Here is a 15039-nt window from a genome sequence, read left to right as displayed (position 1 = left end):
GAGACATCTCTATGTAGGGGCGTCCGCGGGGGAGGAAATGAAACGGCGTCCTGCGGTGAGCCACGGCCACGGCGTCCGCGATGTGCGGGGCCTGGATCGTGCTGCCTGGGTCGAACTCGCCAAGGGCGCCGTCGTCGACCTCGTTGAGGCCGAGTTCGCTGTGCCGCATGCAGAGCTGGAAGCCCGGCTGTGGGAGCGAGTGTGGGAGGAACCTGGAAGCGGTCGGCGTGCCTCCTTCTTCCCGCACATCCTCAGCGAGGCGGTACGGGACCTCACCGCTGAGGAGCAGATCCAGACCTGGGAGCACCCGACCAAGGGTGGGGTCACCACCGAGCTGATCATCCCCGGCAACGTCGACGGCCGCTGGACATACATCGAGCGGGTCATCCGGCGTAAGGCCATGCTCTACGCCCGTTTCCTGCGGTGGAGCAAGACTGAGTTCGGCCCGGCGGGCGAGGCCGTCGTGCGTGCCTCGCTCACCGACGCGATGCACCGCGGCTTCGTACCGATCACGCCAGGCTTCGGAGAGGTGGGCACCCTCGGCACGGCCAGCGTGAGAGGTCCACTGGACTCCGGCGCGTGGATGCTCGTCAACGACCCGGTGGCGAGACTGCCCGTTCCGCACGCCGTCCTGTTCGAGATCAAGAACCGGCGGTTGACCCTCTACCCCCGACACGCCGAAGTGCACCAGCTCCTCTACAAGGCCGCCCACTTCCAACAGGAGCTGCCCGGTCAGCGGATCGTTCCGGTGCTGATCTGCCGACGCGCCCACAAGTGGCTGTTCTGGATGGCGAAGGATCTCGGGTTCATCGTCCACGACACCAAGAAGCAGTACCTGACGCTGCCCGACAAGACCGATCCCCGTCTGCTGGAGGAAGTCCGCGCCGGCCTCGCGCTCGATGACCTGCAGCTGGTCTCCAGTACCTCCCAGCCACGCATCCACAACCTCTTCCTGGAGGTGCTTCCCGCTCAGGCGCGCGCCGTCGCAGAACGATGGGCGCAGGCCGGCTCGACCCTACTCAAGCACTACCAGACGATGCGTGACGACAGGTTGAAGCCATGGACCCGGACCGAAGCCCTCGCCGACCTCCGCGCCGACGCCGCCCTCGCGCTCGACGCCGCCGGAGTACCTCCCGACGAGCAGATCCTGGCCTGGGCACTGGAGGAAGACACCGACACTCCCGAAGGTTACTGAACCACCAGCGCAGCAGCCCGAAGCGCAGCGCCGATCAGAAGGGCGGCTCCTCGTCGAAGTTGCCACTTGCGGGGGCGACGTCGGCCCAAGGGTCCTCGAAGTTGCCACGAGGCGCCGGCGCCGACGGCGGGCTTGGCTTGGGCGGCAGCGTCGGTACGTCGCCCTCGTAGTCGTCGAGCACAGCGTTCCAGCGCTTCTTCAGCTCACCCCGCAGAGTCACCTCGGACCAGTTGTCCTCGGGCCACCGGTCTTCGTCCGGGCTCCGGTCCGCCAGGGCGCAGAACGCCTGGAGAATGGCATCAACGGTTGCCCAGGTACGCGGCACAACGGCACCAGCCAGCACGCGGCGGATGGTCTCGGTGCTCGCCGTACCCGGCAGGTCCTCGTTGTCCCGGATCCAACTCTCGATCTGCCGCAGTGTCGGCCGGCCAGCCTCCCGGTAGTGCGTGAACAACTCCTCGACGAAGGCGCGGCGAGGACCGTCCGGCAGCACGTCCTTCGACGGCATCCTCAACGTTCTCGGCACGCCCGCCCCCGCTCGGAAGTCACGCTTTGACAACCGAAGTCTAGAGACCACCACCCACGACTCACTTTCCCAACATCACGACAACGCTGGAACAACCATGAGCCCAAGTCGACGTCCGGAGATCAACCGCTCTGAGCAGGCCTAACGATGGATTCACCAGCAAGCTCGACCGTCGAAAGGCTGCCCGTTGACCACCCTGACCGTCCGCGGCATCTGGCTCGCGATCGCCGCCCTAACGGCCGTCCTCGTCGGCGCCACCGCTGGCCTGCTCGCCTGGGCCGGCGGCCTCAACCCGCCCACCGCCGTGCTGACGGGCGGTGCTGGCTTCGGCGGCACCCTCCTGCTCATCCTCACTGCCGTCCGGTTCACGGCCGGCGAGACGCAGTGAGGCAGGGAACCTCTTGATCCAGCCCCCGCGGGCCTCGCTCGAGTACCCGCTCCACCGAGGCGGCGCGGACTTGCGCCTTCGAGTGCAGTGGTCGCCGCCCGCGCCAGTCGCGGCGACGTCCCGGCCAACGCGTACCGGCGCGAGCCCGTCCCGAGTCGTCAGTCGGTGGGGGCGGTTGAGATCGCCCACCAACCGTTACTCGGAAGGCTCACTGACGTTGCGCCGAGGCCGAGATTGCAGAGGGGGTGTGTCCCTGTCGCAACCTTCCCGCGGTACCATCTGTCCTACTTGACCTAGGGCCGGGCCGCTGCCGGATCACAGCCCGGATCGGGGAGGACGTGATGACGCCAAGGCTCACGCCGGGCGGACAGGGCCCCGCCCGGCGCTCGGGACAGCGGCGCCGGGCCGCGCCATCGCGGACCGGACGCCCGGTGGCCCGGGGCGCCACAGCCAATGAGAGCGCCGACACCCGCCGCTCCGCCAACCGCCCAGCAGCTCGCCGAACGATGGTCCGCCGTACCAACGTACCGCAGCCGCGCCACTTCACCGGCCGCGCCACCGTGCTATTGGCGGTGCTAGTCGCGCTCGCGCTCGCCTACACCTATCCGGTGCGCGTCTACCTGAGCCAACAATCAGACATCGCACGCATGGAACAGGCCCAGGCCGAGCAACGCCAGCGGATCAGCGACCTGAGCAAGCAGGCAGCCCTCTGGAAGGACAAGAAGTACATCGAGACCCAGGCCCGCGAGCGCTTGCTCATGGTGCACCCCGGCGAGCGCCTCCTCGTGGTCATCACCGCCCCCGAGGGCGCCACCCCCAACCCGGAGAACCCGGCCGACACGAGGAAGAGCCCGCCAGCCGACCCCTGGTACGAAACCCTGTGGTCCTCCATCCAGGCCGCCGACGCGGAGAGCGACAAGTGACTGACCACACCGGCCGACCGCGAACGTGATACGGGCACAGCTCGGCCGCCGCCGCACGGCACCTGGGACGGTGGAGTCGGCCGGGTTAATGGACGGGATGGAGGCACGCCTAGCCACCCGATCCCGACCTGGCGAAGCGGTACCCGGACGGCGACGAGGACTACCTGGGCCTGGCGCGAGGAGATCGAGGGTACGTCAGCGAGCGGCATGCTGGTGCGGGTCAAGTGCTCTCCACCTGGCATATCTGGGCACGCGCTTGGCGCAGGCCGAGAGCGGCTCCAAGGATCCCGCGAGACTCCCATCCTTGTCCTGAACTTCCACAGTGGACTGCCTGTCGACACCGACGGTCGCAGGCGCGATCGTCAGACCGACTGCGCAGCGCCTGTCACGACAAGAATCCGTTCGTGATCTATTCCGTCGTGGGCCCACTGCTGGTGGCGACGCCCTTCGGCATCACCACCAGCAGCAAGACTCGGTTCGTCAGTCGCGCACGCCCATGCCCCGGACAACCAAGCGAGACAACGCACCTATGAACAGGGGCGTGTGTACGTCCCGCATTTCCAAGCCGGCTCTAGCGCTAAGCCCATTTACCACCTCGACGACACGGTAGTCACTGTGTGTGACGCCCGTAGTTGCCGCGGTGCGGGTACGTCGAATTGCAGTCCTTCCTGGAGTGGTTTCCGGGCGACACCCAGGAGCCATAGTACGTCGCGGATTTATTATAGTCGTTCCAGCAGGTTATCCATACCCGGTACTGCCCGGTGCCACCGTAGCAAATAGTCGTAGCACCGGGATATGTGGAATATGGATAATCCCTAGTGGCCAGGTGGCAGTCTGTTGGCGCGGCTGACGCCGCCGCAGGAGTTAAAGTGACGGCCGTGGCCACCGCGGCCACAACCAAGGCCAGCTTCCCCACCACAATTCTGGGTACACCGGCCACGGCAGACAGCAATGCCTTCCGCCCTCGCACGCGTCCACGCAATGTCTTGTCCTTCCGCTGTACGGACAAAGAAAGCCGCACCGCACAATCATGCAGGTGCGACATACACGCGGCCGACCGCAAGCGCTGCTCGAAGCCTAGTTTGACTAGGCGTTGCACTCAAGCCCTTCGTTTACGGATGCAAGTTGATCAAATACGCTACGTAGCACTTGATCTTAACTGCAGAGACATTTCCGCAGATGCATGTGTAGCTCCCTTTCTCATGCGGTCACGGTCCGGTGCCATCTCGTGCGGAGCTGTGAAGAAGGTCACCCGTGGGGGCGGTCGCGTCGGGGTGTTACGGCGCCTGCTCTCGACACAGCCGTCCATGCCGCCGGGAACTGGTCGGGATCGCCGGGACCGAGCGGCACGGCGGTTCCCGCATCCACGAGATCACCACAGGGCCACCGTGCGCCCGTAACGGGACCTGACGGCTGGCCGGCGAGAAGCGCTCGGCGCAGGTCGCGAGGGCTGGCAACGGCGCGTTACGGCTGGTCGACAGACCGCCGTCGTACGCCCGGCCGCCGTCATACGTGACCGAACCTCGGCGAGGGCTTCGGTCACCGGGGTCCGCCTGGTGCAGACCACCGCCGGGCTGCGCGACTTCAGGTCAGTCGGCCGCCAAGATCGCGCTAGCGGCCGCGTGGTCGCCGTGGGCGGCGGCGAGGGCGGCGCGGCGGGCGCTGCCAGTGCCGGCGCGCTCGGCGGCCGCGGCGGCGTCGCGCTCGTTCAGCCGACCCGCACGGTGGCCAGTCCGGCCGCCCGTCGCGGCGGCCTGGTCGACGACGTCGCCCCGGCACGGCCACCTCCTGGACGTGCCGCTCGCGGCGGCGGGCCGGGGTGCGGCGGCTCCTGCTCGCCGGTCAGCGCCTCCTGAGGAGCGACCACAGGTAGCCCAGCGGCCGCTGGTCAGCAGCTCCCGGCCACCTCGAGACCCGGTCGACCACGGCGAGCATGGCCTCGACGTTCAGTCCGGACCGAGCTGCGCCCCCGATCTTGGCGGCCACCCGGGGCAGAGGCGCGGCCTTCAGCCAACTCCAGCGCCCGCTAGCCCAGCCCGCTAGATAGTTGATCTTGACTAATGCTGGACGTGGACGTCCGGCCGTCGAACCCTATCGGCCGGGCGACGGGTCAACCACACTTGCCGCGGCCGACCGCGCGGTGGGCTGCTGCGCCCTGGCCGACGGAGGGGCCGCCGTGGTGTCGACCACGACGGACTTGGTCGACTGCGGGAAGGCATGGGCGGCGAGCTGCGCCGCGTGGACATCACGCTCCGCAGGGCCGGCCAGGGGCCGGCCCGCGTCGACGCGCTCGTCCTGGGTGTGCTCGGTGGCGGCCTCCCGCCACGCACCGTCGAGCGTGGCCGAGCGGCGTTCCTCGCCACCGTTCGCGTCGGTCCGCGCCACGGCGGCGGCCTGGTCCGTGGCGTAGTCGTGGACTACGCGGAACGCGTACGCGGCGGGGGTGTGGGCCCGGTCGACGAAGCCAGGCACCTGCCGCAGCAGAGCGCGCACGTCGTGCCCGCCGCGTTCCAACTGGTCGAGCTTGTACGCCAGCGCCGGCCACGCCTCCGACCCGATGACCCGCTCCGCCCGGTCGGCGGTCCACACCTCCCGCACATGCACCGCCATCGCCTCCTGACGATCCTGGGCGGTGCGACGCCGCTCACCGGCGCCGGCGGCCCGTGGGTCCGCCGACCGATCCCCGTCGTCCAGGGCGGCCCGATCGAGTTGGTCGGACAGCCACCCCGCGTCCCCTGGCCGGGCACCGGCCGCGGGGTTGACATGGACACCGCGCTCGGCGAGTCGCACCACCATGACCCGCTGCGCGGCACCGGCCCGGGGGTCGACAGCCGCCCACCCGGCGCTGGCCCGCCAGGCCCGGGCGATGTCGTCCGCGGACGCCTGCCGCCACCACGACGGACGGGTCGCCGGCCGCCAGATCGCCGCGTCGGCCTGCTGCGCCGCGCGGACCTGGGCGCGGATGCGGCGCGCCCGGTCGTCGCTGGCCCGGGCGGTTCCCTGCAGCTGGGCGATGCGGACGTCGATGAGCACCTGCGCCAGTTGCCCGGCGGCCTGGATCACGGCGGCGACCGCCGCGGTGGCCCGCTGGTGGATCTCGTCCATCTCGTTGTCGGGCACTACCTCGTCCTCCTCAACGCTGCGGTTCCCGGTCGACGCTAGGGTTGACACGGGGTCGGACCGGGCCCGGCACGGTGTGGATCCGCCGCTCCGGTGAGCTGGCCCGGGGCTGTACGTGCGCCTGGTCGACGAGCCGGACGCCCGGCTGCAGCAGGGGCATCAGGTGCGCCGCGGCGGCGGCAGCCGCGCCGGCGGCGTGGGCCTGCTGCTGCGCGCCGCGCAGCTCGGCCAGCGCCACGACCAGCCGCGCCGCCTGCACGACCACAGCGAGCAGGACGGCCGCCTCACCGCCGTCGCGGGCGTACCCGGCGACCAATAGCGCATCCGCCACACGGCCCAGCTCCCCGGCCACCGACGACGCCGCTGGCGCCGGCGCACGGCGCGGTGGCGCTGCCGCACGAGCCAGGGCATCGGCCGCCCGGGTCACCGGACCCCGCCCCGACGGTTCGGCGGCCGCCGCCACGCGCGCCAGCAGCTCGACGCTGGCCCGGGCCACCGCCGGCCACTGCGGCGAGTCGGGGGCGACACCGGCCAGCCGGCCGCTGATCGCCTCCAACGCCGCCGCGCTGGACCGCCACACCGCCATCCGGTCCTCGCCGCGCAACAGCTTCGATTCCGCGGAATCCGCCGCCTCCCACTGACCGGCCGAGGGTCGCTCCGCGTCGGGCCACCGTGTGCGGACCTGGGGAAGGCTGAGGTCGCCGTCCAGGCTACGCCCGGCGTACCAGGTCGGCTTACCCGCCCCGGCCGGCCGCAGCGCGACCGCGTACCCGACCACCTGGTCCGGGTCCTTTGCCGCGGTGCGCGCCGCCACCAGCAATCCCGCGCCCTTCATCCGCGCGACCCACTCGGCTTCGCTGCCCGCCCCGGCCAGGGCCGCCCGAACCTGGCGGCGCAGCAGCTCCCGGTCCGGCGCCTGACCGCTGCGCCGGGCCCGGTCCACCTCCGGCCGGTTCAGCTCGGGCCGCTTCGTCGCCCCGCTCCGGCCGGGCGTCCACTTGCCCAGACCGAACTCGTCCTCGATGAGGTCGGCAACCTGCTGGCTGCGCCGCTTGTCCTGCCGCAGCCACACCGGCGCCCCGTCCTCGGTGGCGAGGGTGACGACCAGGTGCACGTGGTCGTTTCCCTTGGCCGACAGGCCGTGCCGCACAGCGATCCACCGGCACCCGGCCCGCTCGGCGTCGCCGGTGAAACCCATCTCGGCCACGAACCGGGCCGCGATACGACCCCACGTCGCGTCGTCGAGCTGCCCCTCCTGCGCGGGTAGGCTCAGCGAGCACTGCCACACGTACTGCTTCACCCCGCGCTCACCGGCGGCGATCTGCGGCGCGTCCAGCCGCGCAGCCAGCTCCTCCAGCGACCACCCGCCGCCGTCACGCTCGCGGCGTCCCGGGGCGAGCACGGACACGTCGTCGTACCCGGCCACCAGATGCGGATCGACGTGTTCCTCAGCCTTCCCCGGCCCCCACAGGTACTCCAGCAGACCGCGCACCCGGCTGCCGTAGGTGACCTTCGGGATCATCGCCGGCCCGTCTGCGCGGCGGCGATCGCGGTCACCAGCTCGTCAGCGCGCGCCGCCACTCTCGCCAGATGCGCCGCCGCGGCGGCCAGGTCCCCGGCCGGCTCACCGGTGGAGTGCAACCGCGCCACCGCCTGATTCAGGTTGTGCGCCGCACCCCGCACCTGCCGATGTACGCCCATCAACTCGACCAGCAACGGCCCCGTCTCCGCAGCACCGTCCGGGCCAGCCGGGGCGGGCACCAGCGGCGCCGATCCGACCTCCGCCAGGTACGCCGAGGTGGCCATCCGAGCCGCCGCCGCATTCGCCTCGACCGCCGCCATCTCCGCCTCAGAAAACCGCACAGTCACCCGATGCACACGCGGATCGTCGTCGCTGTGAGCCCGCCGCCGGCGCTGGCTCGCACCGAACCGGACCACGCCGACCTGCGCCGAATCAGCCACGTCGACCACCCTCCCGACGAGCGTCGCCCGCCGCATTCTGGCCGGCCGCAGCGCGGCCCGTCTGACCAAAAGTCAGACTTTTACTCCAACTTGCTCCGACGAAGAAGGCCGGTCGCGTGGCTACGGCCTGGGTGCGCCGCAGCGCAGAGCGCGCCCGACGGCGCGCGTCGGAGCCCCACCCCGTGGTGGCTGGAGACGATAGCCGGCCGCCGCCCAGCGTCAAGGGCGCTTTGCGTCGCTGCGCGATGGGCCTGCGGCCCACCCTTAACCCTGGTCGACGTCCTCGGCTGACGTGAAGGGCGCCCCCACCGGCCGGGGAGAAGGGTGGAAAAGCGGTACCGCGCGGGCGGATCTTGGCGGCTAAGCTCGGCGTCCACACCCACCAGAGCGCAGTAATCCTGGGGAGGACTTCATGGCCGAACAGAGCGCCAAGGCGGTGCGCAGCGAGACCGAGAAGGCGGCACTTGCGCTGCTGCGCGAGCGCGCCAACCTGGTCGGTGAGGCCGCCACCGCGCGGCACGAACGTGACCAGCTCGCCGAGGCCCTGCGCGAGGCCAACGCCCGCTACAGCGCCCGGTACACCGCCGCACTGCAGGGCGGCTGGACCGCTGACGAACTGGCCAAGCTCGGATTGGACGCGCCGGAGTCCGGACCGGCCCGGCGCCGCCGTCCGACCCGGTCGGCGTCGTCGCCCGTGCCCGGTGAGCGGGTAGCGCCGCCCGCCGAGGCCGGACAGCCCTAGGTAGGGTCCGCTCGCTGGCATGTCGACGGCCTTCTCCGCTGTGGCGGGGGAGGCCGTCACGCTGGTCCCGATCACGTGCTCGACCCCAGCAGAGCACCGCGGGCCCGCATGAACGGCACCGGGTCGACGGCGTTGCTGCGGTCGGCGTTGTACGGCCCCGACGGCACGTTAACGTGCACCTCGAAGTGCAGGTGCGGTCCGGAGCTGCCGCCGCTGTTACCCACGAACCCGATGACCGCCCCGGCGGCGACGCGCTGGCCGATGGACACCTCGGGTCGCTGGATCATGTGGCAGTAGCGGGTGACGATGTTGCCCGGATGGCGGATGTCGACGTACCAGCCGCAGCCACGCTCGCTGGTGTTGCCGTCACGGTCGCACGTGGTGTACCAGTCGCACTTGACCTGCTCCACCACGCCCGTCGACGCCGCGCGGATCGGGTCGCCGCGCACGTCGGCCTTCGACATGTCCACGCCGGCGTGGAAGCTGCGCCCACGCGGACCGAAGCCACTACCGACGATGGCCCGGATCGGTTGCACCCAGCCGCCCGGGCCGACCGGCACCGGCCCCAGGTCGTCGACGCCGCACGGCGCGGTCGGTGCGCCGCCGCCGATGTCGTCGATGTTCGGCAGGCCGAGCACCCGGGCGGCGAGCTGCTCGGCGTCGTCCTCCCACTTCTGGTACTCCTCCGGGTAACCAGAATTCTGCACCGCCTGCGCCGCGTCGGTCAGCCGCATCCGCTGCCAGCCGTCGACGCGCAGCAGCGCCTCGTAGAACTTCCCCGCCGCGTACGTCGGTGTCATCCGCTCGCGCACACTGCCCCACCCGGGGCGCTGCTGGAACAGCCCGACCGAGTCGTGGTCGCGGCCCACGCCCTCGTGCGGCAGGCTCAGCGACTCAGGCACGTTGGCGTTGGCCAGGTTGCGCAGCGTGGACTCCTGCATCGCGGTCGCCAGCGCAATGACGTACCCGCGCGGCGGCACCTTGCGCTGCCGTCCGACCGCGACGATGGTGGCGGCGTTGGTGGTCTCGACGCTGCCCCACGAACCGATCCCCGGGACTGGTGAGGATCCCGGCAAGGACGGCACCTCGCACGCCGCGGCTTCCGCATCGGCTTGACCGAACATCACCAGCGGCAACCCAACCGTGCCGCCGCACACCAGCGCGACGGCTGCCAGCACCGCCACGGCGAGGGTGGTCGTTCGGCGATTCATGGGCTCACCGACCGGGTGAAGTCGTTTCCGGTCACCAGCCAGCGGCCGTTGACCGCGGCGAGGGTGACGGTCAACCCGCCCGCGTCGGTAGCCACCTCGTACACCGCCGCGCCGTCTTTCGGTGCCTGCTTCTCCACCGGACGACCCGTCACTCGGGTCGCCGGCACCCTAGATGGGTCGACGGTCCGCAGCGCTTGGGCGAACCCCTCGTCGCAGCGCACTGCCACCCCCTGCCACCACGCCAGCGGTGGCAGGTCCGGCCGCGCCCACGCTGCGGCGAACGCCGCCGCCACCGGAGCGGCCTGCGCCGGCGGCGGTGGGTCCGCGGACGGTTGCTCGTGATCGTGGTCGTCGCGGCCCGGCTGCTCACCCGCCGGCGACGGCGATCCCTGATCGGCGGCGCCTGTCGGATAGACAGGGCCGCTGCGCTCCAACGCGGGAGCGTCCGCCTCGCCGGTGGGCGTGCAGCCGACCATCAACAGCCCGGCGAGGACAAGGCCGTAGGCGATAAGGGCCGACCAACTGGACTCATCAATGCACGCGGATGCGCGTGCTCTGCGTGCCAATCGACGCCCTCCCCCGTGGTGCCTTCGCGTCCTAAAGCGGCAGAGCAACACCATAGATCCACTCGGAAACGCAGTGCTACTGTCTGACACTCGTCGGTGACCTTGAACGCGGGGGAGGCATCGGATGACGGGAAGTAACTATGTGCGCTGGTGGGGTCGCCGGTGAAGGCAGTGGCTGTCCGGCCCTCGCGCACACGCCCTGGCCCCGCTCCCGAGATGCCGCTCGCGCTGATTCCGCAGAATCTCGATGCCTGGCCGCCGGTGTGGTGGGTCGGGTGTCACGGCGGCGCTGGGGCGAGCACGCTCGCCCGGCTGGTTGGCTTCGGGTTGGACTTCGGCAGCAAGGGCTGGCCGATAGTGACGCCGGCGATGCCGGCGACCAACGTGGTCCTGGTCTGCCGGATGTCGGCCTCCGGCACTTGGGCGGCGACCGGCGCGATCGAGCAGTGGCGCCGCCGCTCCGGCATGTCCGGCCTGATAACGGTGCTCGGGGTGGTCGCGGTCGCCGCCTCACCGCGGCGGCCACCGCGCATTGCCACCGAACGGCTGCATCTGCTACGCGGGTGGGCACCGCAGGTGTGGCGCATCGGCTGGGTCGACGCGCTGCTCGCCGCCGACGACCCGCGCGACGTCGGCGCTCCCCCGGACATCGAGGCGCTGCGCACCGCGATCTGGCAGAAGGTACACACACCCCGGGAAGGGATGCGATGACCCTGATCGACCACCTCCAGACCGTGCTGGCCGCAGCGCCCGTGCCGGACCCGGGCGGCGGCGAGGCACCTCCCGGCGTGGGCGACAAGATCCTCACGATCCTGAAGTGGATCGCCTACCTGGCCACCGCCGCCTGCGTCGGCGGGGTGCTCTACACCGCGGCGAAGATGGCCCTGGCCCACCGCCGCGGTGACGACACCAACATCTCCCAGCTCGGCTGGGTGTTCGCCGCCTGCATGCTCATCGGTAGCGCGTCCGCGGTGGTCTCCGCGCTGATCTAGGAGGAACGCCGATGCCGCGCTCGTCTGCTCTCCAGGACTTCGCCGACCGTCCGCCGTGGACACGGCCCGGCTTTGTCGCGTCCGCGGCGCTGATGCTGCTCGTCGTCATTGCCGGGGTGCTGATCGCCGTGCTCGCTCCCGGGGGCGACGGCAACGACGTCGGTGACGGTAGGTCGCCGGCGAGCCCCGCACCGGCTGAAAGCGATCCGGAGCAGTCGCTGCCCACCGCCATGCCGACCACCGCACCAGCAGGGGTGCAGTGGGAACTGGTCGGTCCGCTCGCCGTACCGGCCAGCGCCACCGCCGGCCCCAAGCAAATCACCGGAACCAGCGCATCCGGCTTCGCGCACACCCCTGAGGGCGCCCTGATCGCCGCAGCGCAGATCAGCACCCGCGCCAGCTACTCCCTCGGCCGGGACTATTGGGAACCCACCATCGAGAGCCAGTTCGTTCCCGGCCCCGACCGGGACCGGATGTTGGCCGAACTACGGGCCAGCGACACCAGTCCCGCCGATCTCGGCTCGCAGAGCCAGATCGCGGGCTTCAGCTACCAGTCCTACACCCCCGACACGGCGGTGATCGGGCTCGTGCTCCGCGCCCCGTCAGCCGGAACCCCGCGCTACCACGTGCTATCACTGACCCTGCTCTGGCAGAACGGCGACTGGCGGATGCAGGCACCCCCAGGTGGCGCCTGGATCTCCGTCAACCGCGTGACCAGCGACCTCACCGGCGTCGTCGAGTGGGGGCCACAGTAAATGCCCTGCAACCCGCTCGATCCGCGCTGCATCCCCGGCCAAATCCTGGACAACACCGCCGGCCGCTTCCTCGACGAACTCGCCGAGCAGTCGTCGCAGGCCGCCGCCGAAATGCTCAAGACGTTGGTCACCGGCTGGCTGTCCATCCCCACCCCGGTGGTGTCGCAGAACTCCGGCGTCGTCAAGCACCTGCAGGCCTACACCGGCTGGGCGGTCGCCGCGATCGCCGTCGGCTCCGTCCTGGTCGCGGCGATCAAAATGACGCTGGAACGCAACGGCCGGGAAGCCGGTACGTTCGCCAAGAACCTGGTGACACTCGTCGTGCTCGCCGGCGCCGGCGTGCCCGCGGTGCAGCTGCTCATCGAAATCGGCGACGCCTACGCCGACTGGATCCTCAGCGCCTCCGCCAACGGCGACCTCGGCAAACGGCTCCTGCTGCTCGTTCCCGCGACCCGGATCACCGGTATGCCGCCAGTGGTGGTGATCGGCATCTCGTTCATGGTGTTCCTGTCCACCATGGTGCAGCTCCTGCTGCTGCTGGCCCGCAACGCCGGCCTGGTCCTGCTGACCGGGCTGCTGCCGGTCGCCGCCGCGGTGGGCGGTTCTGTGCGTAACCGGTACCTGACGTGGCTGCTCGCCCTGGTGCTCTACAAGCCAGCCGCCGCCACCATCTACGCCGCCGTGTTCTGGCTCGGCCAGGGGCAGACCCTGACCGACCTGCTCACCGGCATGGTGATGTTCTGCATGGCCATCGTGGCGCTACCCGCCCTGATGCGACTCATCGCCCCCGCCGTGGCGGTGCTGTCCACCGGAGGGTCCAGCGGCGCCGCGGTCGCCGCCACGTCCGCCGCCGGACAGCTCGCCTCCGGCGCGGTGCGCCTCAGCGGCTCCAGCGGCGGATCCCGGGGCAGCGCAGACGCGGGAGCCTCCAGCGGTCCGGTCCGCCCGGGCGGCGCGAATCCGTCCGCACCGGTCCCCCGCCCTGCCGGCGGCGGTGCCGGGCCGGGCACCTCGGCCGGACCGACAACCGCCGCCGGACCGGCAACTACCGCGGCCGGCTCGACAACCGCCGCGGCCGGACCGGTCGGTCTCGCCGTCGCCGCCGGGGTGGAGGGGGCAAAGGCTGGGCCTGCGGTGGTGCGCAAGGTCGGCGGCACGGCGTCCGGAGCGGTGGACGGTGAGAGCGCATGAGCACCGGAGTGAAGGAGCGGGCCAGCGAGCAGCAGCCCACCTACGGCAACTGGCGGCTCGGCCGCGGCGCCGGCCTGTTCGGGCTCGGCCCGGCCGGCACCATCGCCGCGTTCCTGGTCATGGTGCTCGCCGCCGCGATGCTGCCGATCTCCACCCTCGCGGCGCTGATCACCGCCGTCACCGGCGTCCTGGTCCTCGCGCCGCTGGCAATCCGGATCAACGGGCGAACCGGATTCCAGGTCATCACCGCCCGGGTGGCGTGGTGGCTGGCCCGATCCCGCCGCCACCATGTCTATGTCTCCGGGGTCGCCTCCCGGGTCGCCGCCGCCCACCAGCTTCCCGGGGTGCTGGCCCGCTCCGAGGTGTACGAGGTGGAGACCGGCCGTTCCGGGATGGTGGCCGTGGTGGTGGTTCCGCAGAGCCGGCACTACACCGTCACCCTGCGCTGCGCCCCGGAGGGAATGGACCTGGTCGACCAGGCCGTCATCGACGGCCGCGTCAGCCACCTGGCGACCTGGCTGGCGGCGCTGTCCCGGGAGCCGCAGCTCGTGCAGGCCCAGGTCACCGTCGAAACCACACCGGACCCCGGCACCCGACTGGCCGCCGAAGTAGCCGCCACATCCCGACCCGACGCGCCGTCGCTAGCGCTGCAGGTCCTCAACGACGTCGTCCAGTCCTACCCGGCCGGGTCCGCGACCGTGGACACCCGCGTGTCGCTGACCTACACCGCCCCACCCGGCCGGTCGATGTCGCACGAGGACGTCTGCCGGGAGGTCGCCGCCCGCCTGCCGCACCTGCACGCCGGGCTGACCGGCGCCACCGGTGACGGCATCAGGCCGATGTCCGCCCGCGGCCTGACCGCGGTGGTGCGCGCCGCGTACGACCCGGCCGCCGCCCTGGACCTAGCCCGGGACCCGCACCTCACTCCCGACTGGACTCAGGCCGGGCCGGTGGCCACCCGGGAGAGCTGGGACTCCTACCGGCACGACTCCGGCGTCTCCCGGACCTGGTGCCTGGTCGAAGCGCCCCGCGGGGTGGTGTACTCGCGGCTGTTCGCCCGGCTCACCGACCCGGACCCGCAGTTGCTCCGCAAACGGGTCACCATGCTCTACCGGCCGTACTCGCCGGGCGAGGCGGCCCGGCTGGTCGAGGCCGACAAGCGCGACGCACGGTTCCTGGCCAGCAAGAAGCACCGGCCCAGCGCCCGCGACCTGACCGACCTGGCCGCCGCCGAGCAGGCCGCCCAGGAGGAAGCCGCCGGCGCCGGGATCACCCGGTTCACCGTGCTGGTCACCGCCACCGTCGCCGATGAGAAGCAGCTCGACGAGGCCACCGGCGTCATCCGGGCCCGCGCCGGAGAGGCCCGCCTGGTGCTGCGCCCAATGTACGGGTGTCAGGCCGCCGGGTTCGCCGCCGGCCTACCGGCCGGCGTGGTCCTGCCCACCCACGCCACCATCCCCTTCTGAGG

Annotated in this window: 16 protein-coding genes; 10 read left to right on the top strand and 6 right to left on the bottom strand. The window is 71.3% G+C overall.

Translation table 11 applies throughout. From position 1 onward, the window contains the following. The first annotated feature begins 55 nt into the window (after positions 1-55). Positions 56-1195 carry a hypothetical protein gene (locus DLJ47_RS18005; protein WP_109901122.1) on the top strand — a complete coding sequence of 380 codons (1140 nt, stop codon included), beginning with the start codon at positions 56-58 and terminating at the stop codon, positions 1193-1195. 34 nt (positions 1196-1229) lie between these two features. On the opposite strand, the gene DLJ47_RS18000 is transcribed toward DLJ47_RS18005, so the two are convergent. Then, the gene (locus tag DLJ47_RS18000; RefSeq protein ID WP_109901121.1) at positions 1230-1703 is read right to left on the bottom strand and encodes a hypothetical protein; all 474 of its coding nucleotides are present in this window, start codon (positions 1701-1703) and stop codon (positions 1230-1232) included. A gap of 205 nt (positions 1704-1908) precedes the next feature. On the opposite strand from DLJ47_RS18000, the gene DLJ47_RS17995 reads away from it, so the two are divergent. From DLJ47_RS17995 to DLJ47_RS35790, 3 genes are all read left to right on the top strand, one after another. After that, on the top strand, positions 1909-2109 hold the full coding sequence (locus tag DLJ47_RS17995) for a hypothetical protein (protein ID WP_109901120.1): 201 nt from the start codon (positions 1909-1911) through the stop codon (positions 2107-2109). Positions 2110-2450: 341 nt separating this feature from the next. Next, positions 2451-3032: an FtsB family cell division protein gene (locus DLJ47_RS17990; RefSeq protein WP_109901150.1), complete on the top strand. Its 582-nt coding sequence runs from the start codon at positions 2451-2453 to the stop codon at positions 3030-3032. Positions 3033-4588: 1556 nt separating this feature from the next. Then, entirely contained in the window at positions 4589-4888 is a 300-nt protein-coding gene (locus tag DLJ47_RS35790) for a hypothetical protein (protein WP_158289834.1), read from the top strand. 235 nt (positions 4889-5123) lie between these two features. Here the strand turns inward: DLJ47_RS35790 and DLJ47_RS17985 are convergent, their stop codons facing one another. Genes DLJ47_RS17985 through DLJ47_RS17975 form a run of 3 tightly spaced genes read right to left on the bottom strand, consistent with a single transcriptional unit; the run spans position 5124 to position 8123 of the window. Continuing rightward, positions 5124-6152: a hypothetical protein gene (locus tag DLJ47_RS17985; RefSeq protein ID WP_109901119.1), complete on the bottom strand. Its 1029-nt coding sequence runs from the start codon at positions 6150-6152 to the stop codon at positions 5124-5126. A 13-nt stretch (positions 6153-6165) separates the two neighbouring features. Beyond that, positions 6166-7674 (bottom strand): relaxase/mobilization nuclease domain-containing protein, encoded by a 1509-nt coding sequence (locus tag DLJ47_RS17980; protein ID WP_109901118.1) that lies wholly within the window; start codon positions 7672-7674, stop codon positions 6166-6168. Next, complete coding sequence (locus DLJ47_RS17975; protein WP_233257875.1) at positions 7671-8123, bottom strand: plasmid mobilization protein; 453 nt, start codon at positions 8121-8123, stop codon at positions 7671-7673. Before DLJ47_RS17975 ends, DLJ47_RS17980 begins: the two co-directional genes overlap by 4 nt. A gap of 403 nt (positions 8124-8526) precedes the next feature. Here DLJ47_RS17975 and DLJ47_RS17970 point away from each other — a divergent pair, with 403 nt between their 5' ends. Beyond that, positions 8527-8856: a hypothetical protein gene (locus DLJ47_RS17970; protein ID WP_109901117.1), complete on the top strand. Its 330-nt coding sequence runs from the start codon at positions 8527-8529 to the stop codon at positions 8854-8856. Positions 8857-8927: 71 nt separating this feature from the next. Here DLJ47_RS17970 and DLJ47_RS17965 read toward each other — a convergent pair whose 3' ends face one another. Further along, on the bottom strand, positions 8928-10067 hold the full coding sequence (locus DLJ47_RS17965) for a M23 family metallopeptidase (protein WP_199235892.1): 1140 nt from the start codon (positions 10065-10067) through the stop codon (positions 8928-8930). Further along, positions 10064-10633 carry a hypothetical protein gene (locus DLJ47_RS17960; protein WP_233257874.1) on the bottom strand — a complete coding sequence of 190 codons (570 nt, stop codon included), beginning with the start codon at positions 10631-10633 and terminating at the stop codon, positions 10064-10066. Before DLJ47_RS17960 ends, DLJ47_RS17965 begins: the two co-directional genes overlap by 4 nt. Positions 10634-10849: 216 nt before the next feature. Between DLJ47_RS17960 and DLJ47_RS17955 the strand changes: the two genes are divergently transcribed. Genes DLJ47_RS17955 through DLJ47_RS17935 form a run of 5 tightly spaced genes read left to right on the top strand, consistent with a single transcriptional unit; the run spans position 10850 to position 15037 of the window. Next, positions 10850-11344 (top strand): hypothetical protein, encoded by a 495-nt coding sequence (locus DLJ47_RS17955; protein ID WP_233257873.1) that lies wholly within the window; start codon positions 10850-10852, stop codon positions 11342-11344. Then, positions 11341-11625, top strand: a complete 285-nt coding sequence (locus DLJ47_RS17950) for a hypothetical protein (protein WP_109901115.1) — start codon at positions 11341-11343, stop codon at positions 11623-11625. The genes DLJ47_RS17955 and DLJ47_RS17950 overlap by 4 nt, the downstream gene beginning before the upstream one ends. Positions 11626-11636: 11 nt before the next feature. Continuing rightward, entirely contained in the window at positions 11637-12380 is a 744-nt protein-coding gene (locus DLJ47_RS17945; protein WP_109901114.1) for a hypothetical protein, read from the top strand. After that, the gene (locus DLJ47_RS17940) at positions 12381-13571 is read left to right on the top strand and encodes a hypothetical protein (RefSeq protein ID WP_109901113.1); all 1191 of its coding nucleotides are present in this window, start codon (positions 12381-12383) and stop codon (positions 13569-13571) included. Further along, positions 13568-15037 (top strand): SCO6880 family protein, encoded by a 1470-nt coding sequence (locus tag DLJ47_RS17935; protein WP_109901112.1) that lies wholly within the window; start codon positions 13568-13570, stop codon positions 15035-15037. Before DLJ47_RS17940 ends, DLJ47_RS17935 begins: the two co-directional genes overlap by 4 nt. Positions 15038-15039 lie beyond the last annotated feature (2 nt).

It is taken from the genome of Micromonospora sp. S4605 (genome assembly GCF_003176715.1).
GTDB lineage: Bacteria > Actinomycetota > Actinomycetes > Mycobacteriales > Micromonosporaceae > Micromonospora > Micromonospora echinaurantiaca.
Note: the sequence above shows the minus strand (reverse complement) of the source record. Positions and strands in the feature narration are given on the sequence as shown.

Bases quoted from the DNA above. Each gene is read 5' to 3' on its own strand.
- DLJ47_RS17980 (WP_109901118.1), bottom strand. From the start codon at position 7,674: ATGATCCCGAAGGTCACCTACGGCAGCCGGGTGCGCGGTCTGCTGGAG.
- DLJ47_RS17935 (WP_109901112.1), top strand. From the start codon at position 13,568: ATGAGCACCGGAGTGAAGGAGCGGGCCAGCGAGCAGCAGCCCACCTAC.
- DLJ47_RS17970 (WP_109901117.1), top strand. From the start codon at position 8,527: ATGGCCGAACAGAGCGCCAAGGCGGTGCGCAGCGAGACCGAGAAGGCG.
- DLJ47_RS17950 (WP_109901115.1), top strand. From the start codon at position 11,341: ATGACCCTGATCGACCACCTCCAGACCGTGCTGGCCGCAGCGCCCGTG.
- DLJ47_RS18000 (WP_109901121.1), bottom strand. From the start codon at position 1,703: ATGCCGTCGAAGGACGTGCTGCCGGACGGTCCTCGCCGCGCCTTCGTC.
- DLJ47_RS17955 (WP_233257873.1), top strand. From the start codon at position 10,850: ATGCCGCTCGCGCTGATTCCGCAGAATCTCGATGCCTGGCCGCCGGTG.
- DLJ47_RS17945 (WP_109901114.1), top strand. From the start codon at position 11,637: ATGCCGCGCTCGTCTGCTCTCCAGGACTTCGCCGACCGTCCGCCGTGG.
- DLJ47_RS17965 (WP_199235892.1), bottom strand. From the start codon at position 10,067: ATGAATCGCCGAACGACCACCCTCGCCGTGGCGGTGCTGGCAGCCGTC.
- DLJ47_RS17940 (WP_109901113.1), top strand. From the start codon at position 12,381: ATGCCCTGCAACCCGCTCGATCCGCGCTGCATCCCCGGCCAAATCCTG.
- DLJ47_RS17990 (WP_109901150.1), top strand. From the start codon at position 2,451: ATGACGCCAAGGCTCACGCCGGGCGGACAGGGCCCCGCCCGGCGCTCG.